Source organism: Pseudarthrobacter ribosi (assembly GCF_055412865.1).
In genome coordinates this window covers 53,098-78,751 of sequence record NZ_JBVAYZ010000006.1, presented here as the reverse complement: position 1 = coordinate 78,751, position 25,654 = coordinate 53,098, and the positions used below count along the sequence as shown (strand labels likewise).

Below are 25,654 nucleotides of genomic sequence, written 5' to 3'. Positions count from 1 at the left end.
CGGCTCTACTAGGCAGGATCGTCCTGCTGGTAGACATCGGGAATCCCGTCCCTGTCCGCATCGACCTTCTCCGCCTCTTCGGCCTGGCGGTACTGCCGGTTCCGGGTCCGCAGCACCACCGTTGCCAGCAGGGCTGCCAACACGGACGCCGCGAGAATGCCCACCTTGGCGTGGTCATCGTGGAGGCTGCCGTGGCCGAAGCTCAGCTCGGCGACCAGGAGCGAGACGGTGAATCCAATGCCGGCCAGCAGGGAAACGCCGAAGACGTCGATCCACTTGAAACTGGTGTCCAGCCGGGCCTTCGTCACCTTCGTGAGCAGCCAGGTGGTGCCCATGATGCCGATCGGTTTGCCGAGGACCAGCGCCATGATGATGCCGACAGCCACCGGGTCGGTCAGCGCCGATCCGAGTCCCTCCCAGCCGCCCACGGCCACACCCGCGGAGAAGAACGCGAAGATCGGGACGGCGACGCCGGCCGAGATCGGGCGGAACCGGTGTTCGAAGACCTCCGCGAGGCCGGGACCGGCTGTCGGTCCGCCACTGGCCTGGGAGCGCTTGACCGGGATGGCGAAGCCGAGCAGCACGCCGGCCACGGTGGCGTGGATCCCCGAGGCATGGACAAGGGCCCACGTGAGGACACCCAGCGGCAGCAGGATCAGCCACGCGGCCGAGGCCTGGATCTTGAAGAAGCGCCGGTACCTGTGCGCCAGGTAGGTGTAAAGGCCCAGGGGAATCAGTGCCAGCAGCAGTGGCACCGGCTGGAGGTCACTGCTGTAGAAGACGGCGATGATGGTGATGGCGATCAGGTCATCCACAACGGCCAGGGTCAGCAGGAAAATCCGCAGGGCGCTGGGCAGGTGCGAGCCGATGATGGCCAGCACGGCGACGGCGAAGGCGATGTCGGTGGCCGTGGGAATGGCCCAGCCGCGCAGGGTTTCCGGGCTGGCGAGGTTGACGGCCGCGTAGATCACGGCCGGGATGGCGACGCCACCAACGGCTGCGGCGACCGGAACGATCGATTTGTCCAGCTGACGCAGGTCCCCGGCGATGAACTCGCGTTTGAGTTCGAGACCGACCAGGAAGAAGAAGATCGCCAACAGCCCGTCTGCCGCCCAGGCACCCAGGCTCAGTTCCAGGTGCCACGGTTCGTAGCCGAACTTGAAGTCCCGCAGCGCGAAGTAACTCTCGGAAACCGGCGAGTTGGCCCAGATCAGGGCGATCACGGCTGCGGCCACCAGGAGGGCGCCGCCGACGGTTTCCTTGCGGAGGATCTCGCCAATCCGGAGGGATTCGGCGTAGCTGCCACGGCCGAAGATGGTCAACCGCGGCCGGGTGGGAGGGGGCGTGGGGCTCATGTGGGAGTCCTAAAAGTTGGGTCGACAGAACTATGCCGACCAGACTTCCCGGCGCACCTGCAACCCAGTCTAGAGGGTCACTGCATGGTACTGAACCGTTCGGCCTTGGCCTTGCTGCCCTGGACAATGATCTGGTCGTCGTCGTAGAGCACCGTTTGCGCGGTCGTGTGGCCCCAGGTGCCGCCGGGACGTTTGACGGCCACGATGGTGACGCCGAACTTGTCCCGGAGCCCGAGCACGCCCAGGGGCCGGTCGCGGACGGCGGAGGGCGGGCCGGTGCGGATCATGACGAAGTCGTCCTCGAATTCCACATAGTCAAGAATCGAGCCCAGGACCAGGTGCGCGACGCGCTTGCCCATGTCGTGTTCCGGCCGGATGACGTGCTCGACGCCGAGCTGGCCCAGGATCTCGGCGTGCGGTTCGCTGATGGCCTTCGCCCAGATCTGGGGGCGCTGGAATTTTAGGATCCGGGAGGTGGTCAGGATGCTGGCTTCGATGTCCGAGCCGATGCCGACCACTGCCCGGTCAAATTCGTGGACCGAGAGCTGGCGCAACGCCTCTTCTTTGGTGGAGTCGGCCCTGACCACGTGGGTGAGGCGCCCGTTGTAGGACTGGACGATTTCGTCGTTAGCGTCGATGCCGAGCACCTCGGTACCCTGCGCCTCCAGTTCCAGGGCCAGCGAGCCGCCGAAGCGGCCCAGGCCGATGACCACCACGGAGGACGCCTTGTCACTGGCGGCAGCGGAGTGGGACGAGAAGATATTCCTAGCCAATGAGGGGCCTTTCCTTGGGGTACTCGTAGAGCAGGGGTCGTTCGCGCAGCGCCAGCGCTGCGCCCAGCGTGACCGGACCCAGCCTCCCGACGAACATGAGCAGGATCAGCACGAGCTGACCGGCGGGCGGCATGCCGGCGGTGATACCGGCGGACAGCCCGACCGTGGCGAAGGCCGAGATGACCTCGAACAGGATCCGTTCCTGCCCGAAGTCGGTGATCAGCATCAGGAACATCGTGGAGCCGGCGACGAGGGCGATCGCCAGCAGCACCACGGTAATGGCCTGGCGGTGCACGGCGCGGGACAGGCGCTTGCCGAAGATGTTTACGGCCGTTCCGCCCTGCAGCTCGGTGCTGAGAATGAAGAACAGCACGGCGAACGTGGTGATTTTCAGGCCGCCGGCCGTACCGGCCGGGCCGCCGCCGATGAACATCATGATGTCCATGCCCAGCCAGGACACGGGATTCATCTGGGCGATGTCGATGCTGTTGAAGCCTGCGGTGCGGGTAATGACGGACTGGAAAAAGCCGGCCAGCAGGCGCTCGGCCGGATGGAGGCCGCCCAGGGTTGCCGGGTTGGCCCACTCGACGGCGGTGAGGAAGACGGTCCCGCCGGCCAGGAGAATGCCCGAGCCGACAAGGACGAGTTTGGTGTTCATGCTCCAGTGGATCGGACGCCGGTACTGCCGGCCCAGTTCGAAGAGGACCGGGAATCCGAGTCCGCCGATGATCACGGCGGCGGCGATCGGCAGGCAGATCCAGGGGTCGCCGACGAACCCCATCAGGTTGTCCGAGTACAGGGCGAAGCCGGCGTTGTTAAAGGACGAGATTGAGTGGAACACGCCATGCCAGGCCGCCTCGCCCAGCGAGTAGCCGTACCCGGCCATAAAGCGGACCGTCAGGATCAGCGCCAGCACAGCTTCCACGATCACGCTGATGAGCAGCACGCCGACCAGCACGCGGCGGACGTCACCGAACCCGGTGCTCTTCGTCTCGGCGGCGGCGGATATCCGGGTTTTCAGTCCCAGCCGGCGGGCGGTCAGGACCCCGAGCAGCGTGCCGAAGGACATCACGCCGAAGCCGCCGATCTGGATGAGGACCAGGATGACCACCTGGCCGAAGCCGCTCCAGAAGACGGGGGTGTCCACGGTGATCAGGCCGGTGACGCAGACGGCGGAGGTGGCGGTAAACAGCGCCTCCAGCAGGCTGGCCCCGCCCCCGCCGGCCTTGGCCACCGGCAGCAAGAGCAGCCCGGTCCCGACGGCGACGGCAGCGGCGAAGCCCATCACGATCACCTGGGCCGGGTGGCGCGGCGCGAACACGCGGACGAACCGGGTGAGGCCCGCAGCCAGGGCGCGCGGAACCGCGGGAACTTCGACTTGCATAGGCGCCACGCTACCACCGGGCGGCGGCCGCGACAGACGGGAGTCAGCCGAGCAGAAGCTGCACGAGTTCGCGGCATTTCCGGTAGGCGGCGGCCTTCGGATCGATCAGGGCGAAATGGTCGCCCGGGACTTTCAAGAGCTGGACCGGGGCGCCGGCGGACTTGGCCGCCGCCGCGTAGGAGTCGGACAGGCTGGCGGGGACATCGTCGTCGTCCGTGCCGTGGACGGCATAGACGGGTACGTTCAGCGGCACTGCGCTCATCGGATCCGCGTACCTATGCCGTTTCGGGTATTTCTCGGAGGAGCCGCCCAGCAGGTTGCTGACCGCGCCGTTGCTGAGGTTCAGGCGTTCGGCTTCCGCGAGGTTGAGCACCCCTGACTGGCTGACGACGCCGGTCAGGTGCACCGCGCTGTCGTCGTCCCTGCGCAGCAGCTGGCGGTCCGCGTCCGGGGCACCGAGCTGGGCGAGGCGGTCCCGTCCCGCAGCCCAGACCGCTAGGTGCCCGCCCGCGGAGTGACCCAGCGCCACGACCCGGTCCAGCCCGAGACCATGTTCAGCGGCGATGTCGCCGAGCTTGTCGATTCCGGCGAGCACGTCGGAGAAGGTATGGGGCCAGCCGCCGCCGTTGCCGGCCCGGCGGTACTCCAGGTTCCAGGCGGCCATGCCGTGCGCCGCGAGGTCCTTGGCCAGGGGTTCGCCGAGTTCCGCGCCGTACTGCGAGCGCCAGTAGCCGCCGTGGATGACCACCACCACGCCCTTGGTGGCGGCGGTCTCCGGCAGGAAGAGCTCCCCCACTGGCTGGGGTCGTCGCCGTAGCTGTACCTATGCCGCTTCACAGTGTCCTCCTTGGGGCCCGGTGAACAGGCGGCGGTGACTGCCCCCAGAGTCACCGTCGCTGCGGCCGCGATCAAAGCCCGACGCCGCACATCAGCCATGTGAGGAGCCTACCTTGACCGCTGCGCGGCACGGCGTAAGGCGGCACCGGCCCGGGTTGCCGGCCCGGTCCGCGCGGGGGTGTCACCCCCTCCGGCGTCGTACCCCGGCCGTAAGCTGGAGGCATGGCGAGCAACTGGGATCGACTGGACCCGAAACTGCGCGAGTCCGTGCAGGAGAACGTGGAACTCTACGAGCGGGTGCGCCCTGCCCTGAAGCTGGTCACCCGCGAGGTCCTGCTGACGCTGCGGAGCATGCTTAAGGGCACCGAGGTGACGCCGCTGTTCGTTACCGGTCGCACCAAGACGGTCGAGTCCTTCCGCGAGAAGATCTCCCGCATTGAGGAGCCGCTGGAACCGGGCGGCCCGCCGGTACTGAAGTTCCCTGATCCGTTCCGGACCCTGAATGACATGGTGGGCATCCGGGTGATCACGAAGCTGCCGGCGGAAAATGCGGTGGTCGCCAATCTGATCAAGCGCCAGCGCCAGCTCTTTGACTGCCGCGGTGACCGCGAGAAGGACATCGGCTCCATCGAGTCGGGGACCTACGGCTATTCCAGCCGCCACCTGATCCTGCGGACCATCCAGAACGAGGCCGTCAAGGAGTACCAGCAGGCGTTCAACCCGGAGATCCAGCCGAACGGCAGCTATTTCTTCGAATGCCAGATCCGCACCGTGTTCGCGCACGCCTGGAGCGAGATCGAGCACGACATCCGCTTCAAGGCCGAGGATCCGCGCGCCTGGACCCCGCACTTCGACCGCCAGTTCACCGCCACGGCGGCCATGCTGGAAACGGTGGAGGGGGCGTTCGCTGACCTGCACGAACGCTACGAGGAGGTCCGCAGCTACTGGGATATGGACGGCGAAGGCGCCGCGCAGCTCACCCCGAACCGGATCCGCGATGTCTGGCGCACGCTGCTGCCGCACGTGGACCGGAAGGTCGACGACGACTGGGGCTGGGCCGCCGAGCTGATGGCCGCCCATGGCCTCAACCAGACGATGCAGCTGGCCGGGCTGCTCAGCGCCAACCGGATCACCGAGGTCCGCAGGGCCCTGGACCACCGCTACTCCCCGGGCCCGGACCGGCTCCTCGATGACCTGCTGCTCTGGCAGTACGGCACCAAGCACATCGATCTCACCGCCGAACCGGCCGACGCCGTCCCGCACCCGCGGCGCGACAGCCTCCTGCGCCGGCTCAAGCAGATCGAGCGCTACCGGCTGACGCAGGGGTAGGGGAACGCCGGCCCTACAGTTCGGTTGGGTCCAGGCGTTCTTCGAGCACGTCAGCGGTTGAGTTCCCGGAGTGGTCCAGCCGCACCCGGTAGGCGGCTTTGCCGGGCGTTTCGGTGACCGCCTCGACCAGTTCGGTCCCGCGGTAGAGCAGGCCCACGCCGTCGTCGGTGCAGTGGGTCTCCCCCAGGGTTCCGTCCGCCACCAGGCGGTGCACGAGCGGGCGGCGCGCGGCTTCGGAGTCGTAGTGGACCCCGTTGTCGTAGGGCAGCAGTCCCAGTCCGTTGCCCACGGCGCGCAATGCGGGACCGAACGAATCCGTCGTCCCGCCGTTGAACCAGCAGATCGACCCGGCCGAGACGCCGGCGAGCACCACCCCGGCTTCCCAGACGCGCCGGAAGATCGAGTCCAGCCCATGGGCGCGCCAGACAGCGAGGAGGTTGACCACGGAGCCGCCGTTCACCCAGACGACGTCCTGGCCGAGCAGGTATTCCTCCACGTTGGCCACGTTGGGCATGGTGAACAGGTTCAGATGCGTGAGCTGGAAGCCGGCAGCGTTCCCCGCTTCGCTGACCTCGTTGTTGAACCACCGCTGGTCGCCGCTGGCGGTGCCGACCTGGGCGACCCGGGGCGCCCGCCCGGTGACCCCGGACAAGTCCACGGCGTGATGGACCAGCTTGTTGAACTCCAGGCGTGTCCGCGCCCCCGGCTTGTAGCCCCCGGAGGTCGCAAGGATGGTCGGACTTTCGGCAGCCATGGCGAGGTTCTCCTGGGTCGGGGACATGCGGTCTTGGAGTTGAGCGTACCGAAGCATCGCCGCGGCGTTCCGGCTCCCGCGCCGCCCGGGCGCCTCCGGGTCAGGCGAACCGTGCCAGGGGGTTCTGCAGCCGGCCGGCCATCTGCAGCCCGCCGGACGGGTCGGTCAAGTCCAGCATCTGCTGGTTGTTGCGCAGCTGCAGCCGGTTCAGACAGGACCGCGGGAAGTCCTCGGCAAACAGGTCATGCCGGGCAAACTGGTCCGCGAGCCCGGGGTGCTCGCCCTGGTAGGTCCGGAGGACGTCCGCGGCGGTCCGCCAGAATTCCTCGCCGCTGATCTGGCCGTCTTCCTCCAGCAGCGCACTGAGGAACCGAAAGATGCAGTCGAAGACGTCGGTGAAGATGGCCAGGACTTTCTCCTCGTCGGGGATCTCGGCCTTGATCCTGGCCACCTCCTCGGGCAGCTCCAGGCGGTCACCCATGACGATGATCTCCTCGGCAATGTCCTTCATCACGGCACTGACCGGGACGCCATTCTCCAGGATCAGAATGACGTTCTCGCCGTGCGGCATAAAGGCCAGCTCGTAGGCATAGAGACAGTGGACCAGAGGGACAAGGTAGGCCTCGAAGTACCGGCGCAGCCACTCCGCAGGCTCCAGTCCGGAACGCTCGATCAGCGCGGACACCATCGGTTTTCCCGCGGCGTCGACGTGCAGCAGGGACGCCATGGTGGCCAGCTGCTGCCCGTCAGCCAGCAGCGGCAGCGGGCTTTCCCGCCACAGCGCTGACAGCATCTTCCGGTACGGCGACTCCTTCGGCGCTGCGGCCTCGTAGTAGCCGTTGTGGTAGCCAATGGCGGCGACCTCGCGGATGAGTTTCAGTCCGCGGCCCTGCAGGGTGGCGTCCCTGGCGATCAGTTCCTGGAGCCAGTCGTTAGTGGCGGGGGTGGCTTTCATGTACTGCGGCGACAATCCGCGCATGAAGCCCATGTTCAGGACGGACATGGCCGTCTTGACGTAGCACTTCTCCGGCGAGACCGTGTTGAAGAACGTCCGGATGGACTGCTGGGCCTGGTAGCTGTCCGCCCCGATCCCGAGATGCACGACGTGCTGGTGCGCCAGTTCCGCGGCGAACGTCACGGAGAGCTTGTTGTCCCATTGCCACGGGTGGACCGGCATCAGGAAGTAGTCCGCCGGGTCCAGGCCCAGGGCGCCGAGCTCGGCGTTAAAGTACCCGACGGCGGAGGTCCCCAGTTCGGCGTCGAGGTGGTTCCGGTAACTCAGGCCCTCGGCGGAGGTGAAGACAGCCTTGGTCCGGTGCACCGCGATCCACTCCAGCTGCACCGGGGCGCCCGCCTCCGGGGCGAACGCGCGGTAGTCCGCGATCCCGAAGCCCAGCCGGCCGTTGTTGGCCACGAAACTGGGATGGCCCTCGGTCATGCTCCGTTCTATGGTCTGGAAATCGATGGCGGCGTCGGCCCCGCCGGTCACGCCCGCTGCCAGTTCCGCGGCCGAGGGCTGGCCCCGCCACTGCTTGTACGCGTGGCTGGAGAGTGTGCTGCTGATCTCCTCGAGGTAGACCGGGAGCATCTCCTCGCGGATTCCCAGGGTGTCCCGGAACTCGGTGATGAAGCGCAGGGCATCAAGCACCGTCCCCTGCCCCGCGGGACATGCCCCTTCTGCAGCCCCTGGCGTGGGCATGTCGGGATATGCCCGCGCTGGGACGCGGCGGATGGACATGTCCGCGATGGACCAGTGGTCCAGCTCCAGCCGCCGGGCCGCGAACCGGTACTCCGCGGAACCGTCGTCGCTGGTGACGCGGTAGTGGGCGGGTTCAGCCCCGGGGACTTCCGGGGTAAGCAGTTCCGGCGTGAGGATCCGTTCGTGCGAGAACTCGGCGAGCGCCTTGCGGATGACGTGCCGGTTGGCGGCGGCCCAGCGGTCCGGGGTCAGGTGGGCGGTGGCGGTGCCGGCGGTCAGGACGGATTCGAGGTCAGCGATGGTCATAGCGGTGCTCCCTGGCGGGTCGGGGACGAATGAAGGTCAAGGCGGGCGGCGTGGAAGGCTTCCCGGGTACAGAAACTGAGCAGCGCCTGCTTGTCCGGCAGCTGCACGAGCCCGGCCGGCTCAAAGCCGAGCCGTGCGTTGAGGACCTGGATTTTCGTGTTGCGGGCGTCGGGTTCCACCACAACGCGCTCCACGTCCACGGCGGCGAAGAGCCGTTCCAGAACGGCTTCCATGACGGCGGCGGTAAAGCCGGGCCTTGGCGGGCCGGCCGGCGGCGCCACCAGGAGGTGCATCCCGAGGTCCCCGGGTTGGACCGAGTACAAAACGGCGAGCGGCGACAACGACGGAAGGTACTCCTCCATCAGGAAGGCGGGGACGCCGTCGTCGAGCCCCAGCAGCGCGTGGTGATGCCCGCTGGACTGGATTTTCGAGTACTCCTCCACAACGTCCTCCACGCTGGCGTTCTGCATCCCCCAGAACGAGGCGTAGGGCTGGGTGACCCAGCCGTGCAGGAGCGGTGCGTCGGCTTCCGGATCAAGGCAGCGGAAGGTGAAACTCATGCGCGGACCGCCGGCTCCGGGGCAGCAGCCCGGCGGACGTCCGGGACACCGGCGCGTTCCTGCGTCCCGAACTGCTGGAACGCGATGCTGCGTTCCACGGGATAGACCTCGCGGCCGGTGATCTCGCGCAGGATGCAGGAGTTGCGGTACGCGGCCATGCCCAGGTCCGGCGTGACGAAACCGTGGGTGTGAAGTTCGGCGTTCTGGACGAAGATCTCGCCGGGTTCGACGCCGGTGCTGTAGTTGCGCTCCACAGCGAACCTGCCGCGGCTGTCCCGGGCGATGCGGTCCTGCACTCCGGCGAGGAATCCCGGCTCGACGTACCCGTAGCCGGTGGCAAGCACCACGGCTTCCGTGTCCAGCGAGTAGTCGGCCCCCTGCTCCTCGTGCCGGAGCTGCAGGGTGTGCGACCCGGACGCCGGGTCCCACACCGCACCGGTGAGCGCCGAGTGCGGCAGGAGCCGGGTGTCCACGATCCCGGAGAGGCTCTTGGTGTACAGGAGGTCGTAGATCGCGTCGATCAGCTCGGAGTTGATGCCCTTGTACAGGTTCTTCTGGCTCTTGATGAGGCCGTCGCGCTGGTCCTGCGGGAGGCCGTGGAAGTAGTCCACGTACTCCGGGGACGTCATTTCCAGCGTCAGCTTGGTGTATTCGAGCGGGAAGAACCGGCCGGAGCGGGTGACCCAGTTCAGCTGGTAGCCGTGGACGTCGATCTCCTGCAGCAGCTCGTAGTAGATTTCCGCGGCGCTTTGGCCGCTGCCCACAATGGTGATGCTGCGCTGCTGCTGGAGCTCGCTTTTCCTGGACAGGTAATCGGCGTTGTGGAGGACCAGCCCGCCGGCGCCCAGGATGCCGTCACAGGCGGCGGGAACATGAGGCGCCGTGCCGGTGCCGAGCACCAGCCGCCGTGCGTGCAGCACCCCGGGGCCGGCGGGGCCGTCCACCGCAAGCCGGTACACCCCGCCGTCGTACGTTATCCCGCGCACGTCCGTGCCGAACCGGACGGATTCGAGCTGGCCCGCCACCCACTGGCAGTACTGGTTGTACTCGGCGCGCAGGGGGTAGAAGTTTTCCCGGATGTAGAAGCGGTATAGCCGTCCGGTCTGCTTCAGGAAGTTCAGGAAGGAGTACGGCGACGTCGGATCGGCCAGGGTCACGAGGTCGGCCATAAAGGGGACCTGGAGGTGGGCCGGTTCCAGCATCATGCCGGGGTGCCAGTCGAAGGATTCCCGGCGTTCGAGGAAGACGCCGTCCAGCCCGTCGACGGGTTCGCTCAGGGCCGCCAGTCCGAGGTTGAACGGGCCGACGCCGATGGCGGCGAAGTCGTGGATCCGCGGTGACGGGCTTGTGGTGCCGGCGCTCATGCGGAGACCCCCGCGAGCTGGGACGCCCCGGTGCTCCGGAGCAGGTCGATGATGCTGCGGATGTCCCCCACGCTGGCCTCGGCATTCAGCAGGGTGAACTTCAGGTAGTGCCGGCCCGCCACCGTGGTCCCGGCCACCACCGCCTCGCCGGACGCGAAGACGGCGGAGCGGATGTTCTGATTGAGCGTGTCGGCTGCGTCCTCGGACAGCCGGTTGCCGTCGGCCTGGAGCGGACGGTACCGGAACACCAGTGTGCTCAGCTGCGGCGCGGCGGCCAGCTCGAAGTCGGGATCCGAGGCCAGGTCCTCGCCCACCCTCGCCGCCAGATCGATGGCCGCGTCGAAGAGCGCCCCGAGCGCGTCCGCGCCCATGATTCGCAGCGTCAGCCACAGCTTCAGGGCGTCAAACCGACGGGTGGTCTGAATGCTCTTGTCCACCTGGTTGGGCCGGTCGACGGCGGAGGCCGGGTTCAGGTAGTCGGCGTGATAGGTCACGTGCCGGAGCGTGGCCGCGTCGCGGACCAGCAGCGCGCTGGAGCTGACCGGCTGGAAGAAGGTCTTGTGGAAGTCCACGGTGACCGAGTCTGCCCGGTGGATACCGTCGAGCAGGGACCGGTGCCGTCCGGACACCATCAGCCCGCCGCCGTACGCCGCGTCAACGTGGAACCAGGCCCCGTGCTCGCCGGCAGCTGCGGCCAGCTCGTCCAGGGGGTCAATGGCCCCGAAATCAGTGGTTCCGGCAGTCGCGACCACCGCCATGGGCACCAGGCCTTCGGCCCGGGAGCGGGTCATCGCGCCGGCCAGCGCCGCCGGATCCATCCGGTGGTCAGCTCCGCAGGGAACGGACACGACGGCGTCGTAGCCCAGTCCCAGCATGGACGCGGACTTGCGGATGCTGAAGTGGCTGTCCGCGGAGGTGAAGATCCGCAGCTTCTCCAGGAGGGACGGCAGCCGGAGCCTGTCGTGTTCCGGGTCCAGCTTCAGCCACTCCACCGCCTGGTTCCGGGCTAGCAGCAGGGCCTGGAAGTTGGACTGGCTCCCGCCCGAGGTGAAGACACCGTCGGCGGAGTCGCCCAGCTGGAGCTGCCCGGCCGCCCAGGAGATGAGCTTCCGTTCGATCATCGTGGCGCCCGCACTCTGGTCCCAGGTGTCCAGGGAGGAGTTCACGGCGGAGAGGATGGCCTCGGCAACGAGGGCCGGGATCACCACGGGGCAGTTCAAATGCGCCGCGTACTTGGCGTCGTGGAAATAGACAGCGTCGCGGAGGTAAACCCCCTCCAACTCCTCGAGGGCGGCGGCGGTGTCCCGCAGCGGGGTCCCAAGGTCCACGCCGTCGACCCTGGCCTTGAGTTCGCCCGGGGTGGCGCCGGTGAAGGGCTTCGTGCACGAGGAAACCTTATCGGCGACCGCCACTACGCCCCTGAGCACCTGTGACATGTAGCCGGTCGCATTCCGGGCGTTGAAGAGGTGCGCGGTGGCATCGTGCAGCAGCAGGCCGGGGGAACCCGGACCGGCCTCGGGGCCGGGCGGCACGGGGTGAACATCCACGGGGGTTACGGGCGCCACAGAGAATCCTTTGCTTGACGTTAGAGTGCTTGGACTTAGCCAACCCTTACTTAGGTCAGCCTTAACGTCAAACTTGTGTGTCTTAATTCTGGAAGAAGTCCTCGGTGCGAGTCCCCCGGCCCGCAGCCTCAGGCCTGCTCAGGCCGGGCTGAGCTCTTCCATCGCGGAAGGGACCAGGTCAAGGAGCCTGAGCACCGCGGGGTTCGCCGTTTCCTCGTTCCAGGCCAGCTCCAGGTCCACGCGGTTGAGTTCCTGAATGCCGTGGCGGCCGTCGATCTCGTGGAATTCCACGCCCGGCGGAGCGAACCCCATGGCCGAGGCGGGAACCAGGGTCACACCCAGGCCGGCCTGGACGAAGGCCAGGAGCGCCGGGACCTGACTGGCGTATTGCGTGATGTTTGCGTGGGCCCCGGCGCTGGCGAACAGCCGGAGCACCAGGTCGTGGAAGTAGCGGGCCTCCTTGGTGGAGTACATCAGCAGGGGCCGCCGGTCCAGGGATCCAAGGGGCAACGGCTCCCCGTGCGGCGCCGCCATGTTGCCCAGCAGCGAGCTGCCCTCGGGCAGCGCCACCACCAAACGGTCCTTCATCAGCGGCCGGGACACCACCCCGGGCCTGGCAACGATGGGGCGCAGCAGGCCGATGTCCACGCTTCCTTTTACGAGGCCGTCCATCTGGTCGGTTGAAACGAGCTCCCGGAGGACAAAGGACACCCCTGGCATCGCTTCCGCCGCACGGCGGAGCATCAGGGGCAGCGCGCTTTGACCGGCGATGGCCGTGTAACCCACCGTAATGACGCCTGCCAGACCCGATGAGACCCGCCGGACATCCAGGTCCGTTTTGATGCACATGTCCAGGATCTGGCGGGCCCTCGGCAGCAGCGTGGCACCTGCGGCGGTCAGCTCCACCTTCCGGCTGGTACGGGCGAAAAGCGGTGTGCCGAGCTTTTTTTCGAGCATCTGGATCTGCCGGCTCAGCGGCGGCTGGGTCATGTTGAGCCGCTCGGCCGCGGCGCCGAAGTGCAGCTCTTCAGCTACGGCCACGAACGCTTCTAACTGGGGTAGCGAAAACATTCATACCCTTACTGAATTGGCGGGTGCATAAATTGGCTTGGACGTGGATCGATGAGTTCCCTTATGGTCGGTCAACAGGGCGGGTTAGTCAACCCCGCTCAGCCGAGCAAGGAGCACAGCGCAGTGAACCAGGCACACGATCCCGCCCAGCACGTCAACCAGGCCAGGATCACGGACGTCACCATCACGCCGGTGGCCTTCAAGGACCCGCCGCTCCTCAACACCGTGGGCGTCCACGAACCCTTCGCGCTCCGTGCCATCGTGGAAGTCCACACCGATGCCGGCATATCGGGTTTCGGCGAGACGTACGGCGATGCCGGCCACCTCGCCCGCCTCCAGCTCGCCGCGGCGGCCCTGCCGGGGACCGACGTTTTCAACATCAACCAGCTGCGGAGCCGCATCACCCAGGCTCTGCGGCAGGACACGATCCAGGGCGGCCACGGCATGAGCGGCATGGTGACCGGTTCGAGCACTTCGGACCGCGTGCTGTCAGCGTTCGACGTCGCCGCCCTGGACATCCAGGGCAAGCTCGTGGGCCGGCCGGTCAGCGACCTCCTTGGCGGCGCCGTCCGGGAGTCCGTGCAGTTCAGCGGCTACCTCTTCTATAAGTGGGCGGGCCACCCCGGTCAGGAGCCCGACAGCTGGGGCGAAGCCCTCAATCCGGCAGGGATTGTGAGGCAGGCCCGAACAATGGTGGACCGGTACGGTTTCACCGCGCTCAAGCTGAAGGCCGGTGTTTTCCCGCCGGAAGAGGAGATCGCAGCCGTCTTGGCCCTCCGGGCGGAGTTCCCCCACCTGCCGCTCCGCATCGACCCCAACGGCGCTTGGACGGTGGAGACCTCCATCCGCGTGGGGAAGGAGCTGCACGGCGTTCTGGAGTACCTCGAGGACCCCACGCCCGGCGTCGAGGGCATGGCGGCCGTCAGACGTGAGGTGGGCATGCCGCTGGCCACCAACATGTGCGTGGTCAGCTTCGCCGACGTGGCCCCTGCCGTGGCCGCAGGTGCGGTAGACGTCATCCTCTCGGACCACCACTTCTGGGGCGGACTCCGCCGGACCCAGTTCCTGGCCGGCATTACGGAAACCTTTGGTCTGGGGCTGTCCATGCACTCCAACTCCCACCTGGGCATCAGCCTCGCCGCGATGGTCCACCTGGCGGCGGCCACCCCCAACCTGGACTACGCCTGCGACACGCACTGGCCGTGGAAGGACCCGGCCGAGGACGTCATTGCCGATGGCGTGTTCACGTTCTCGGACGGTGCCGTCAAAGTGCCGACGGGCCCCGGGCTGGGCATTGAGGTGGACCGTGACGCGCTTGGACGCCTGCACCGCCAGTATGTTGACTCGGGACTCACGAGCCGCGACGACACGGGTTATATGCAGCGGCTCCACCCTGGCTACGAGCTTCAGAGCCCCCGGTGGTAACGGCCGGGCCGGTTCCCGGGGACCGCGCGGAGTCCCTGCGGATCGTCGTCACGGATCCCATCATCAGCCGGTTCGAGGAGAAGTTAAGGACCGGCGGCGGCACCCACCGCTGGGACATGGCTGCGGCGTGGAGTCCGGAACTCCGGCTCAACGCCCTGGCGGGCGCCGACGTCGTGGTTTGTTCCTCCCTCAGTCCCGCCGAGGCGGAGGCGGCTTCCCGGGCGCGGCTGGTGCACGTTACCGGCGCCGGCTACGACCGAATTTCCTTCCCGCACCTGGCGCCGTCGGCCCTGGTGGCGAATACCTTCCACCATGCGCGGCCCATCGCCGAGCACGTCCTGATGCTTACCCTGATGCTGTCCCGCAACGTGGCGGCAGCGGACCGGGCGCTCCGTCAAGGGCAGTGGCGGACCATCGCCACGGACGGTGATGTGCCGTTCCATCCGGTTCTCGCCGACCTGACCCTGGGGCTGGTGGGCCTGGGTTCCATCGGCGCCGAAGTGGCGCGGGTGGCCGGCGCGATGGGCATGAAGGTCCGCGCTGTCCGTCGCAACCCTTCGGCCCCGCTTCCGGAGGGAGTCCACCTGGACCGGGTGGGCGGAAACGGCGAGTTACACACGCTGCTGGCTTCGTCCGACGTCGTGGTTGTCACCGTACCGCTGGATTCCGGCACTAGGGGGATGATCGGGACCGCTGAACTGGCCGCCATGAAACCGTCTGCATTCCTGATTAATGTGGCCCGCGGGCCCGTTGTCGACCAGGCCGCGCTGTACTCAGCCTTGGCAGAAGGGCGCATTGGCGGCGCCGGTCTGGACGTCTGGTGGGGGTCTCCTGCGGAGGGCGTCGTCCCCCCTGCGGAATTTCCCTTCGCGTCACTGGGGAACACGGTGCTGACGCCGCACCATTCCGGTCATGCGCGCATCACTTTTGAACGGCGCGCCCGGGACATTGCCGCCAACATCGAGCTGCTTGCCCGCGGGGCGGAACTCATGAATCTGGTGCCGCGGCCGGTTCCCGCCGCCTGACGCCCTTACCGGGTCACGGCCACAGGGTCACGGCCACAGAGACGGCAGGACCAACTGCACGACCAGCAGCACGCTTCCCAGCGCCGATGCCCCCAGCGCCAGGGCCTTGAGGCGCGCGGGGTTGAGGAAGCGGTTAACAAAGAGGGACGCGGCATAGCCGCCTACTGCCGCTGGGACCATCCACAGCGCCAGGGTCAGCATGCCTGCCGTGACGGCTCCGGTGATCCACAGCATCACCATCGAAATCGATGACCCCACCATAAAGAAGGCGCTCATGGTGCCGCGCAGCCGGGGGCCCTTGTGCCCCTGCCAGATCAGTGCCATGGGTGGTCCGCCGATGGACGTGGCCGTGCCCATAATGCCGGAGGCCGCACCCGCGGCGATCAGGTTGACCTTCACGGGGCGGGGTGCCCAGCCCCTCACCGCCAGCACCAGGCCGGTCAGCACTACCGCCACAACCACCCAGGCCATGCCCTCCTTGCTCAGAGCCGCCACCAGCCATGCGCCCAACAGGCTTCCGGGCACCCGGCCCACCAGGGCCCAGCCCGTGCCCCGCAAATCCAGGCTCTGCCGTTCCCGCACTGTCACCAGGACGGTCACGAGCAGGGCGAGGAGGATCAATGTCGCCGGGAGCAGCGCCGGATCGACCATGGCGATCACGGGCGCTGCCAACATGCCCATACCGAACCCACTGGATGCCTGCAGGCACGCCGCCAGGAAGATCACGCCGGCGATAATGGCGTACTCGGCCGCGCTCACTGGGCGGAGGCAATGGCGCCAGTGAGGCCCTTGATGGAATCAAGCGGAAAGTGGCACTCGGCGAGGTGCTGAGTGCCGTCCGGTGCAGCCAGGAACTGCGGCTCGGGCGGGACTTCCGCGCAAATATCCTGGGCCTTCCAGCACCGGGTCCGGAAGCGGCAGCCCGACGGCGGATCAAGGGGGGAAGGCAGCTCGCCTTGAAGGACTATCCGGTCCCGCCTGGTTCCGCTGACGTCCAGCCGCGGGGACGCGGACATCAGGGCCGCCGTGTAGGGGTGCCGCGGGTGGTCAAAGACTTCCTCCGTGGCGCCTGTCTCGATAATCCGGCCGAGGTACATGACTGCCACGCGGTCCGCCACGTGCCGGACAACTGTCAGGTCGTGCGAGATAAAGACATAGGAGACGCCGAGGTTCTGCTGGAGCTCGTTGAGGAGGTTCAGGACCTGCGCCTGGACCGAGAGGTCCAGGGCCGAGACCGGCTCATCAAGGATGATCACATCCGGGTTCAAGGCCAGCGCACGCGCAATGCCGATGCGCTGGCGCTGGCCACCGGAGAACTCCTGCGGCGATTTGCGGGCGTCCGACGGCCGCAGCCCCACCATGTGCAGCAGTTCCCGGACCCTGGCTTCGCGTTCCCGGGACGTCCGGTAGAGGCTGCGGTGAGTGGCCCAGGGCTCAGCGATGATGTCGCCCGCGTTCATCCGCACGTTCAGTGACGCAAAGGGATCCTGGAAGACCATCTGGACCCGCCGGCGCCAGCTCAGCAGTTCCTTGCCGCGGAGCCCAAACGGGTTGGTTCCCTCAAAGGTGACGGTGCCGGCATCGGGTGTCTCCAGCATCATCAGCGTCCGGGCCAGGGTGGACTTCCCGCAGCCGGATTCACCCACGAGCCCGAGGGTTTCCCCTCGGCCCAGGGTCAGGCTGATGCCGTCCAAGGCCTTGAGCCGGGTGTTGCCGCTGGCGCTTTTGGCCACGTGGAATGTTTTCGTCAACCCGTCGATTGTCAGGAGCGGTTCAGGCATTGTTGATCTCCTCGCTGAAGTGGCACGCGGCGGTACGGGCCGGCCGGGTTTCGTTGCCGGACGAATCGTTCACCGGGGTGCCGGGACCGGACACCGGCCGGAGCGCCGGCCGCTCGGCCCGGCAGATGTCCTGCACCAGCGGGCAGCGGGACTGGTAGACGCAGCCGGAAGGAATGTCGTGAAGTTCAGGGGGGCTCCCCGCAATGGACTTGAGCTGGGCGCCGCGTTCCAGGTGGACCGGGACGGATTCCAGCAATCCCTTGGTGTAGGGATGGCGCGGGTCGGCGAAGACTTCGGAGACAGGTCCGCTTTCCACCACATTGCCGGCGTACATCACGGCCACGGTGTCTGCTTCCTCAGCCACCACCGCAAGGTCGTGGGTGATGAGGATGACGGCCATTTGGCCCTCTTCACGCAGCTTCCGCAGAAGCTGCATGATCTGCGCCTGAACGGTGACGTCCAGGGCTGTGGTGGGTTCGTCGGCGATCAGCAGGCGCGGATTCAGTGCCACGGCCATGGCAATGAGGATGCGTTGCCGCATGCCCCCGGAGAACTGGTGCGGGAATGAGTCCACCCTGGACTCCGGCTCCGGGATGCCCACCCGCGTCATCAGGTCAATCGCTTCAACCCGGGCTTCCTTGGCGCTCATGCCGCGGTGGATGCGGAAAGCCTCACCGAGCTGGGTGCCCACCTTATAGACGGGGTTCAGCGCGGTCAGGGCGTCCTGGAAGACAATGCCGAGCTCGGGACCGGCAAACTTGAGCCGCTGCTTGGGCGTGAGTGCGGCGAGGTCCGTGCCGTTGAGGATGATCGTTCCGTCGGCCAGCTCGCAGACGGGGTCCATGATCCCCGCCAAAGCCTTGGCGGTCATGGACTTTCCGCAACCCGACTCCCCCAGCAACGCCAGGGTCTCTCCGGCCCGGGCCTCGAAGGCCACGCTGTTGACGGCGCGCACCGTGCCGCGGTGCGTGCGGATGTCCACGGCGAGGTCCCGGACCTGCAGGACGACGTCGTGCGGGTTCGCGTTGCCGGCCGCCGGTCCGGCGGGGCGGGCGTGTTTGGCGGGAGCTTGTTCGGCAGCTGTTTTCACGGCTGTGCCTCCTTGACTGGGATGCGGGCGATCAGCCTCTTGCGGGGAAGCGCCAGCCGCCATCGCTGGGCCGGATCTGTGGCGATCCGGAGCCAGGCGGCGAGGACGTTGGCGGCAATGGTGGTGACCACAATGGCGACGCCGGGGAAAATGGACAGCCACCAGGCGGTCTGCAGGTACTGCCGGCCTTGTGACACCATGAGCCCCCAGCTGACGTCCGGCGGCTGGATGCCGATGCCCAGGAAGCTCAGCGAGGATTCGGCGAGCATCACGTAGCAGAACTCGAGCGTGGCCAGCGTCAACAGTGTCGGCAGCACCACGGGAATGACGTGCCGGACGATGATCGCGTTGGGCTTCGCCCCGAACGTGCGGGCGGCATCCACGAACGTCCGGCTCTGAAGTTCCGCCGATTCGGCACGGGCCGTGCGCAGGTAAATGGGGATGCGTGTGAGTGCCAGAATCAGCACGATGTTGGCGGCGCTGGGGCTGAACACGTAAAGAACGACGACGGCGAGCAGCAGGGACGGGAAGCTCATGATCACGTCCGCAATGCGCATCGAGACGCTCTCCCGCCAGCCGCGGTGGTAGCCCGCCCACACGCCCCACAGCGACCCGACGACCATGGCCACGGCCACGGCGGGCAAAGCAACGGACAGCGTGGTCCGGCTGGCCACAACCAGCCGGGCCAGCATGCTGCGGCCCAGGGAATCGCTGCCCAGGAAGTACTCCCAGCCGTATGCGGGCGTGAAGGGGGGCTTATTGGCAAACAGCAGGTTCTGCTTGGTGGCCAGTTCACCCATCATCGCCGGTCCGATGAGCGCTGTCAGGCCGACGAGGATCAGGATCAGGGCCGACGCTGTGGCAAAGCGGTCCTTGAGGAGGAGCCGGAACAGGCTGAGCTTTCCGTCCTGCTTTCCGTCCTCCTTCTCGTTATGGTGCGCGGGGGCCGCCGGCAACTCCGCCGGCACGGCACTGTCAGTGAGTGAACTCTTCATGGCTACTCCTAAGCCTTGGCCGGGACCGGACGGACGCGTGCGTCCAGCAGCGCGTACCCCATGTCGATGAGGATGTTCAGGGCGAAGATCGCGACGGCGGTAAGCAGCACTGCTGCCTGCAGCACAGCGAAGTCCCGCTGCAGGATTGAATCGATCATGAGCTTTCCGATCCCGGGCCAGCCGAAGATGGTCTCCACCACCACGGCTCCGTTGACCAAGCCCACGGTGAGGTCACCGGCCACGGTCAGCGCAGGAGCGGCCGCATTACGCAGCGCGTGGTGTGTAACCACCCGCAGTTCGCCTGCTCCACGGCTGCGGGCCAGCTTGATGTAGGGCTCGGAGAGCGCCGAGACCATGGAGCCACGGACAATCTGAACCAGCACCCCGAACGGCCGCAGCAACAACGTGGCGATGGGCAGCACCCAGGCGCCGGCTCCCGACACGCCGGAGGTCGGGAGCCATCCCAGGGTGATCGCGAAGACCCAGATGCCCACGATTGCCAGCCAGAAATCCGGAATCGAAGCGGCGGCCATCGAGACAAAACTTGAGATACGGTCCGCGATGCCGTTCGGCTTCAAGGCGGCCCAGCAGCCCACCACCACGGCCAGCAGCACGGCCAGCACCATGGTGGTGGCCGCCAGCTGCAGGGTCGCCGGGAAAGCGCGCAGCGCCATGGCGGCCGCATCCTGCCCGGTGCGCAGTGACTGCCCGAAATCAAGCCGGAGCACTCCGCCGAAGTAGTCGGCCATCTGCACCAGGAGCGGCTGGTCCAGTCCGTTGCGCGCCGTGAAGTCGTCGCGCATCTGTTGCGTGGCATTCAGCGGCAGGTACAGGGCGGTCGGGTTGCCGGTCATCCTGGCCAGTGCGAACACACCGACGATCACCACCACCAGCGGCAAGGCGCTGGACACAATGCGCTGTCTCAAGTAGTTCAGCATGGCAGTCCCTTCTCTCCCGGATGTCGGGCTAGTTAGCCGGGGTCATTTCCGAGATACGAAGCTCATCGCCGCTGGAGGAGTTGGGAGTGTAATTCACGGACTTGGCCTTGCCCAGGATGCCCGTCTGGTGTGAGACGTGGGCGAACTGGACGACCTTGTCGTTCTGGTAGGCGAAGATCTCCTCGAACTCGTTCTTCCGCTCGTCGCCGGAAGCCGCATCGGCCTTCTTGATCATGGCGTCGAACTCGGGGGTGCCAAAGTAGCTCTGGGCGCCGTTGGACAGCATGTACTGGTCCACCGTAAAGGCCGCATCGCCGGCCTGGTTGCCGTGCTGCGTCATCAAGGCCACGGCGCCTTCATCATCAGGGAAGGGGCGGACCTGGTAGGTCAGGTGCTGGCTGGTTTCGAGCATCTTGAGCTTGACGTTCAGGCCGGCCTGGGTCAGCTGTTCCTGGAGAACCTGGCCCAGTTCAGTGATCTTCGGGAATTGCGCGCTGCGGACTACCAGTGAAATCTGCGCGGACGTATCCACGCCGTCGGCCTTGGCTTCGGCAACGAGGGACTTCGCCTTTTCCAGGTCAAACGGCCAACCCTTCAGTCCTGCGTTGTGGCCCACGATGCCTTCGGGAATCAGCTGGGCAGCCACCTGGTGCTTCCCCTGGTAGAGCGAGTTGACGATTCCCTCCTTGTCGAGGGCGTAATTGACGGCCTGGCGGACGCGGATGTCATTGAGCGGCGCCTCGTTGGCGTCGAGCCGAAGGGCCACCGTTTCGTTGTTGGGATAGTCGACGCCCAGATCGCCGATGTTGTCGTCAGGGCTCAGTCCCATGGCAACGTCAGCCTCACCGCTGGTGATCATGGCAGCGCGCACCGAGCTCTCGGAACGCCACTGGTACTCCGTCTTCGCGTATGCAGGCTTGTCTCCCCAGTAGCCGTCCCAGCTCAACAGCGTGATCTTCTGGCCGGCGTCCCAGGATTCGATCTTGTAAGGGCCCGTGCCGATCGGCTCCCGGACTTTCTCCGTGGCACTCGTCGATACCGGAACCACTTCAAGGAACGAAAGGCGCAGCGGCAGGATGGGATCCGGCTCAAGGGTGGTAACGGTCAGCGTGGTGGCATCCACGGCCTTCACGGCGAGGTCCGCGTCGCCGAAGACGTAGCCCTCCACGTTGCAGCCGAGCTTTGAGTTGACGGCGCGTTCGATGGTGAAGGCGGCGGCCTCCGCGTTGAAGGGTGTGCCGTCCTGGAATTTCACCCCTTCACGCAGCTTGAGGGTCCACTCCGTGTCGCTGGTGGCTTTCCACTCCGTGGCCAGCTTGGGTTCCAGCTCACCGCTGGTGGGATTGCGTTCAATCAGCGGCTCAGTGACGTTCGAGCGCACCACAACGCCGGTGGAGGTCAGATTCGACTCACAGGCCTCCAGGGTGGGCGGCTCCTGGCCGAGTACCACGCGGACGGTGTCCGAGGCGGAGGCACCGGCGTCGGAATTCGCAACTGAGCAGCCGCTGAGGCCGAGCATCGCGACGGACGCAAGTGCCGGCCACTTGAGCAAGGCAGCGGGAAAGGGGAGCTTTGAAGAAGACGTCATTGGATTCCTCCGGATTGGATACTTGCGGCAGCGGGTGCCCGTCAGGCGAGAGCGGGCATCTGGAAAAGGTGCTTAGGGGCCGCGCTGGACTCAAGCTAGTTTGAGGTTCCATGGCTCCACAAGACTGGAGCCGGGCCCTCTGGCCGCGATCCATCCCGCAGATGGGGGGCGCGCAACATGTGACGGTTGCCACTCGCGGCCAAAATCCGCGCCGATCCGCCGAAATAAATCGATCCATTCACTTCGGGAATCGATCCATGCTATTTACATGTTGGACGCGTATGGATCACAAACCTAGGGTGCAGATATGAAGAACATTGCCGTCCTCCAGGTAGGGCCTCTCATGCCAGCCGTCCAAGAACCCCTGACCAGCGAGTACGGTGCCGTACGGCTCCCGGACTCCCCTTCCGAGCGGGAGGCCTTCCTCAAACGGCACGGCGGCTTATTCGAAGTCGCGGTGACCTCCGGAAAGGTCGGCGTGGGATCGGACCTGATGCACGCCCTTCCCAACCTGCGCGCGGTCATCAACTTCGGCGTCGGCTATGACGCCACGGACGTTGCCCAGGCGGCGGAGCGGGGAATCATCGTCAGCAACACCCCCGACGTCCTCAACGACTGCGTGGCGGACACCGCCATCGCGCTGTACCTGGACGTGCTGCGGGGAGTCAGCGCGGCGGACCGTTACGTGCGCCGCGGGAACTGGCTCAGCAGCGGCAACTTTCCCTTGGCCACCAAGGCCAGCGGCAAGAAGGTCGGCATCCTCGGGCTGGGCAGGATCGGCCGTGTCATCGCGCGGCGGCTGGAAGGCTTCGATTGTGAAATTAGCTACCACAGCCGCAACCAGGTGGAGGAAGTCAGCTACCGGTATGCCGCGTCCCCGCGTGAACTTGCTGCCGGCTGCGACGTGCTGATCGTTGCCGCCGCCGGCGGGCCGGACTCAGCCAGGCTGGTCGACGCCGACGTCATCAATGCGATCGGCCCGAAAGGCTACCTGATCAATGTCGCCCGGGGATCGGTAGTGGATGAGGATGCCCTCGTGGCCGCTCTGCTGGCCGGTCGGCTGGCCGGCGCCGGATTGGACGTCTTTGCGGAGGAGCCGAAGGTGCCCGAAGATCTTCTTGCACTGGAGAGCGTGGTGCTGCTGCCGCACCTGGGCAGTGGCACGCACGAAACACGCGCCGCGATGGCCGAACTGACCCTCGCCAACCTGCATTCTTTCGTGACCACCGGCGCAGTGCTCACTGCGGTGCGCGCGTGAGTGTCGTGGTGGGTTACGTCGCGAGCCAGGAAGGGCGTGCGGCGCTCACTGCAGCCATTCGGGAAGCTGCACTGAGAAAGACGGCCCTGCAGATCATGGGACCCCTCCCCGGTGACGGGTCGGCCGAGGCTGAGTCGGATATCAGGGAGGCCATCAACGCCGCTGCGGCCGCGGGCGTGCCCGCCGCGCTCCGCCCCAATGACGGCAGCGATGCAGCGGATCTGATGATAGACGCCTCCTACGACGAGGAGGTTGAGCTGATTGTCATCGGCGTTCGCCGGCGCTCCCCCGTGGGCAAGCTCTTCCTCGGCAGCACCGCCCAACGAGTCATCCTCGAGGCCGGCTGTCCCGTCACCGCAGTAAAGCCCGACGTGGGGTCCCGCAGCTGAACGGCGTGGCTATTGGCGGGGAACCTGGAACCGGGCGACGTACGTCCGCTGCCAGGGAGTCTCAACGGCGCCCCGGCGGTAGCGCGCCCGCACGAAGGCCACTGCCTCCGCAGGCGGAATGCCGTCCAGGATCGCGAGGCAGGCCAGGGCGGTGCCGGTCCGGCCGCGACCGCCCCAGCAGGCCACTTCAACTCGCTCCGTCTCGGCTCGGCGCCAGGCCTCCGTGAGCGCGTCCAGGGTGTCGGCGTCGTCGGCCGGCAGGCGAAGATCCCGCCAGCGGACCCACCGGGAATCCCACGGCACCGGGGCCGGGCGACTTCCTAGCAGGTAGAGGCCAAACTCCGGCCGCGGCCCGGCGGGAAACGGCAAGAGCGTTCCCCGGCCGCGGACGAGACGGCCGGAAGGAAGTTCCAGGACTCCATACTGGCCCGGATCCCAGGTCTGCGTCATCTTCCCGAGCGTAGCCCTTCCGCCGGCAACACGCACCGGCCGCGCTCCTGCCCGGCTAGTGGCCGGCGCCGAGCTTGCCGCCGAGGCGTCGGCGCATCAGGAGGCTGGCGTCATTGAGGCCCACGACGTCCACGCTCTTGCCGTGGTGCCGGTATTTCTCGGTGATGGCGTCCAGCGAGGCAATGGTGGAGGCGTCCCACAGGTGGCTGGCGTGCATGTCGATGACTACGCGCTCGGGATCCAGCGCGTAGTCGAACTGGGTGTACAGGTCGTTGGACGAGGCGAAGAACAGCTCGCCGTCCACCCCGTACGTGGCGACCGGGACGCCGTCGACCTCTGCCACGCTGCGGTCCACCGTGACGAAGTGCGCCACGCGCCGGGCGAACATCACCATTGCCACGAGCACACCGACCCCGACTCCGATCGCGAGGTTGTGCGTGGCGACGGTGACGACCACGGTGGCGACCATCACCAGCGTTTCGCTCTTAGGCAGGGCCTTGAGCGTGGACGGCCGGATGCTGTGCCAGTCGAAGGTGGCGACGGAAACGAAGATCATGACGGCCACCAGGGCGCCCATCGGGATCAGGGAGACGATATCGCCGAGGGCCACCACCAGGATGAGCAGGAAGACGCCGGCCAGGAACGTCGAGATCCGGGTCCGGGCGCCGGAGGCCTTGACGTTGATCATGGTCTGCCCGATCATTGCGCAGCCGCCCATGCCGCCGAAGAAGCCGGTGACGATGTTCGCGACGCCTTGGCCCCAGGCCTCGCGGGTCTTGTGGGAGCGGGTGTCCGTGATGTCGTCGACGAGTTTCGCGGTCATGAGGGATTCGAGCAGCCCGACGAAGGCCATGGACAGCGCGAACGGGAAGATCACCTGCAGCGTCTCAAGCGTGAACGGAACGCTGGGCACGAGAAGTGAGGGCAGCGAGTTCGGCAGCGCCCCCTTGTCCCCGACCGTCGGGACGGCGAGGGCGGCGAGGACGGTGATCAGGGTCAGCACCACGATCGCGACGAGGGGGGCGGGCACCGCCTTGGTGAGCTTCGGCAGCCCGAAGACGATCAGCAGCCCGAAGGCCGTGAGCGGATAGACCAGCCAGGGGACCCCGAGGAGTTCTGGGACCTGGGACAGGAAGATCAGGATCGCCAGGGCGTTGACGAAGCCCACCATTACCGAGCGCGGAATGAACCGCATGAGCTTGGCCACCCCGGACAGGCCCAAAATGATCTGGAAAATGCCGGCGAGGATCACGGCAGCGATGAGGTAGTCCAGGCCGTGGGATTTCACGAGCGGGGCGATGACGAGGGCGACGGCGCCGGTGGCGGCCGAGATCATCGCCGGACGGCCGCCGACGAAGGCGATCGTGACGGCCATGGTGAAGGACGCGAACAGCCCGATCCGCGGGTCGACGCCGGCGATGATCGAGAAGGCGATGGCCTCCGGAATGAGGGCCAGCGCGACCACGAGCCCGCCGAGAACCTCGGTCTTCAGCCGCCGCGGGGAGCGCAGGGTGCCGCGCACCGACTGGAGCTGCTCCGGGGTCAGAGCCCGGACAGGTCGGGCGGTTTTGGTGGCCATGGCTGGCTCCGTTCAGTCTCGGGACGACGCGCCGCGGCGGCTGCGGCATGCAGCAACGGCTGGGCGACGTCGGCAGATCAGTGAGGGATGGGGCGCCACACCGCGCCGGAAGATGAGTCAGGTGGCAGGAGCGCCGGCC

Annotated in this window: 22 protein-coding genes and 1 pseudogene; 5 read left to right on the top strand and 18 right to left on the bottom strand. The window is 67.0% G+C overall.

All coding sequences use genetic code 11. From position 1 onward, the window contains the following. Nucleotides 1–8: 8 nt before the first annotated feature. From nhaA to ACZYZ5_RS08225, 4 genes and pseudogenes are all read right to left on the bottom strand, one after another. Nucleotides 9–1,355 (bottom strand): Na+/H+ antiporter NhaA, encoded by a 1,347-nt coding sequence (nhaA, locus tag ACZYZ5_RS08240; RefSeq protein ID WP_463900836.1) that lies wholly within the window; start codon nucleotides 1,353–1,355, stop codon nucleotides 9–11. 77 nt (nucleotides 1,356–1,432) lie between these two features. Next, the gene (locus ACZYZ5_RS08235) at nucleotides 1,433–2,128 is read right to left on the bottom strand and encodes a potassium channel family protein (protein ID WP_463900834.1); all 696 of its coding nucleotides are present in this window, start codon (nucleotides 2,126–2,128) and stop codon (nucleotides 1,433–1,435) included. Next, entirely contained in the window at nucleotides 2,121–3,512 is a 1,392-nt protein-coding gene (locus ACZYZ5_RS08230) for a TrkH family potassium uptake protein (protein WP_463900833.1), read from the bottom strand. The genes ACZYZ5_RS08235 and ACZYZ5_RS08230 overlap by 8 nt, the downstream gene beginning before the upstream one ends. 43 nt (nucleotides 3,513–3,555) lie before the next feature. After that, nucleotides 3,556–4,349, bottom strand: a pseudogene (locus ACZYZ5_RS08225) (alpha/beta hydrolase fold domain-containing protein). A 222-nt stretch (nucleotides 4,350–4,571) separates the two neighbouring features. Here ACZYZ5_RS08225 and ACZYZ5_RS08220 point away from each other — a divergent pair. Then, entirely contained in the window at nucleotides 4,572–5,678 is a 1,107-nt protein-coding gene (locus ACZYZ5_RS08220) for a GTP pyrophosphokinase (protein ID WP_463900831.1), read from the top strand. A 13-nt stretch (nucleotides 5,679–5,691) separates the two neighbouring features. Here ACZYZ5_RS08220 and ACZYZ5_RS08215 read toward each other — a convergent pair whose 3' ends face one another. From ACZYZ5_RS08215 to ACZYZ5_RS08190, 6 genes are all read right to left on the bottom strand, one after another. Further along, a complete protein-coding gene (locus ACZYZ5_RS08215; protein ID WP_463901096.1) occupies nucleotides 5,692–6,432 on the bottom strand; it encodes a Type 1 glutamine amidotransferase-like domain-containing protein in 741 nt (246 codons plus the stop codon). Nucleotides 6,433–6,532: 100 nt separating this feature from the next. Next, a complete protein-coding gene (locus ACZYZ5_RS08210) occupies nucleotides 6,533–8,437 on the bottom strand; it encodes an IucA/IucC family protein (protein WP_463900829.1) in 1,905 nt (634 codons plus the stop codon). Next, a complete protein-coding gene (locus ACZYZ5_RS08205; protein ID WP_463900826.1) occupies nucleotides 8,434–8,997 on the bottom strand; it encodes a GNAT family N-acetyltransferase in 564 nt (187 codons plus the stop codon). The genes ACZYZ5_RS08210 and ACZYZ5_RS08205 overlap by 4 nt, the downstream gene beginning before the upstream one ends. After that, entirely contained in the window at nucleotides 8,994–10,361 is a 1,368-nt protein-coding gene (locus tag ACZYZ5_RS08200) for a lysine N(6)-hydroxylase/L-ornithine N(5)-oxygenase family protein (RefSeq protein WP_463900823.1), read from the bottom strand. The genes ACZYZ5_RS08205 and ACZYZ5_RS08200 overlap by 4 nt, the downstream gene beginning before the upstream one ends. Beyond that, entirely contained in the window at nucleotides 10,358–11,797 is a 1,440-nt protein-coding gene (locus ACZYZ5_RS08195) for a pyridoxal phosphate-dependent decarboxylase family protein (protein ID WP_463901094.1), read from the bottom strand. The genes ACZYZ5_RS08200 and ACZYZ5_RS08195 overlap by 4 nt, the downstream gene beginning before the upstream one ends. A gap of 267 nt (nucleotides 11,798–12,064) precedes the next feature. Beyond that, nucleotides 12,065–12,997: a LysR family transcriptional regulator gene (locus ACZYZ5_RS08190; protein WP_463900822.1), complete on the bottom strand. Its 933-nt coding sequence runs from the start codon at nucleotides 12,995–12,997 to the stop codon at nucleotides 12,065–12,067. Between the two features lie 123 nt (nucleotides 12,998–13,120). Between ACZYZ5_RS08190 and ACZYZ5_RS08185 the strand changes: the two genes are divergently transcribed. Together ACZYZ5_RS08185 and ACZYZ5_RS08180 are read left to right on the top strand one after the other, a co-directional pair. After that, nucleotides 13,121–14,422, top strand: a complete 1,302-nt coding sequence (locus tag ACZYZ5_RS08185) for a glucarate dehydratase family protein (RefSeq protein ID WP_463900820.1) — start codon at nucleotides 13,121–13,123, stop codon at nucleotides 14,420–14,422. Continuing rightward, nucleotides 14,416–15,447 (top strand): 2-hydroxyacid dehydrogenase, encoded by a 1,032-nt coding sequence (locus ACZYZ5_RS08180; protein ID WP_463900817.1) that lies wholly within the window; start codon nucleotides 14,416–14,418, stop codon nucleotides 15,445–15,447. Before ACZYZ5_RS08185 ends, ACZYZ5_RS08180 begins: the two co-directional genes overlap by 7 nt. A 27-nt stretch (nucleotides 15,448–15,474) precedes the next feature. Here ACZYZ5_RS08180 and ACZYZ5_RS08175 read toward each other — a convergent pair whose 3' ends face one another. From ACZYZ5_RS08175 to ACZYZ5_RS08150, 6 genes are read right to left on the bottom strand one after another with little or no spacing between them, the layout of a single operon-like run. Then, nucleotides 15,475–16,206, bottom strand: a complete 732-nt coding sequence (locus tag ACZYZ5_RS08175; protein WP_463900815.1) for a sulfite exporter TauE/SafE family protein — start codon at nucleotides 16,204–16,206, stop codon at nucleotides 15,475–15,477. Continuing rightward, on the bottom strand, nucleotides 16,203–17,228 hold the full coding sequence (locus tag ACZYZ5_RS08170) for an ABC transporter ATP-binding protein (RefSeq protein WP_463900813.1): 1,026 nt from the start codon (nucleotides 17,226–17,228) through the stop codon (nucleotides 16,203–16,205). The genes ACZYZ5_RS08175 and ACZYZ5_RS08170 overlap by 4 nt, the downstream gene beginning before the upstream one ends. Then, nucleotides 17,221–18,318 carry an ABC transporter ATP-binding protein gene (locus ACZYZ5_RS08165; RefSeq protein WP_463900811.1) on the bottom strand — a complete coding sequence of 366 codons (1,098 nt, stop codon included), beginning with the start codon at nucleotides 18,316–18,318 and terminating at the stop codon, nucleotides 17,221–17,223. The genes ACZYZ5_RS08170 and ACZYZ5_RS08165 overlap by 8 nt, the downstream gene beginning before the upstream one ends. After that, nucleotides 18,315–19,313, bottom strand: coding sequence for an ABC transporter permease (locus ACZYZ5_RS08160; protein WP_463900810.1), 999 nt, complete (start codon nucleotides 19,311–19,313; stop codon nucleotides 18,315–18,317). Before ACZYZ5_RS08160 ends, ACZYZ5_RS08165 begins: the two co-directional genes overlap by 4 nt. A gap of 8 nt (nucleotides 19,314–19,321) precedes the next feature. Beyond that, nucleotides 19,322–20,239, bottom strand: coding sequence for an ABC transporter permease (locus ACZYZ5_RS08155; RefSeq protein ID WP_463900808.1), 918 nt, complete (start codon nucleotides 20,237–20,239; stop codon nucleotides 19,322–19,324). A gap of 40 nt (nucleotides 20,240–20,279) precedes the next feature. Then, nucleotides 20,280–21,839: an ABC transporter substrate-binding protein gene (locus ACZYZ5_RS08150; RefSeq protein ID WP_463900805.1), complete on the bottom strand. Its 1,560-nt coding sequence runs from the start codon at nucleotides 21,837–21,839 to the stop codon at nucleotides 20,280–20,282. A 307-nt stretch (nucleotides 21,840–22,146) separates the two neighbouring features. On the opposite strand from ACZYZ5_RS08150, the gene ACZYZ5_RS08145 reads away from it, so the two are divergent. Next, nucleotides 22,147–23,097 (top strand): 2-hydroxyacid dehydrogenase, encoded by a 951-nt coding sequence (locus ACZYZ5_RS08145; protein ID WP_463900803.1) that lies wholly within the window; start codon nucleotides 22,147–22,149, stop codon nucleotides 23,095–23,097. A gap of 8 nt (nucleotides 23,098–23,105) precedes the next feature. Beyond that, complete coding sequence (locus ACZYZ5_RS08140; RefSeq protein ID WP_463900801.1) at nucleotides 23,106–23,486, top strand: universal stress protein; 381 nt, start codon at nucleotides 23,106–23,108, stop codon at nucleotides 23,484–23,486. 9 nt (nucleotides 23,487–23,495) lie between these two features. On the opposite strand, the gene ACZYZ5_RS08135 is transcribed toward ACZYZ5_RS08140, so the two are convergent. Both ACZYZ5_RS08135 and ACZYZ5_RS08130 read right to left on the bottom strand, forming a co-directional pair. Further along, the gene (locus ACZYZ5_RS08135; protein ID WP_463900799.1) at nucleotides 23,496–23,936 is read right to left on the bottom strand and encodes a protein-tyrosine phosphatase family protein; all 441 of its coding nucleotides are present in this window, start codon (nucleotides 23,934–23,936) and stop codon (nucleotides 23,496–23,498) included. A 55-nt stretch (nucleotides 23,937–23,991) separates the two neighbouring features. After that, a complete protein-coding gene (locus ACZYZ5_RS08130) occupies nucleotides 23,992–25,515 on the bottom strand; it encodes a SulP family inorganic anion transporter (protein WP_463900797.1) in 1,524 nt (507 codons plus the stop codon). Between the last annotated feature and the right edge of the window lie 139 nt (nucleotides 25,516–25,654).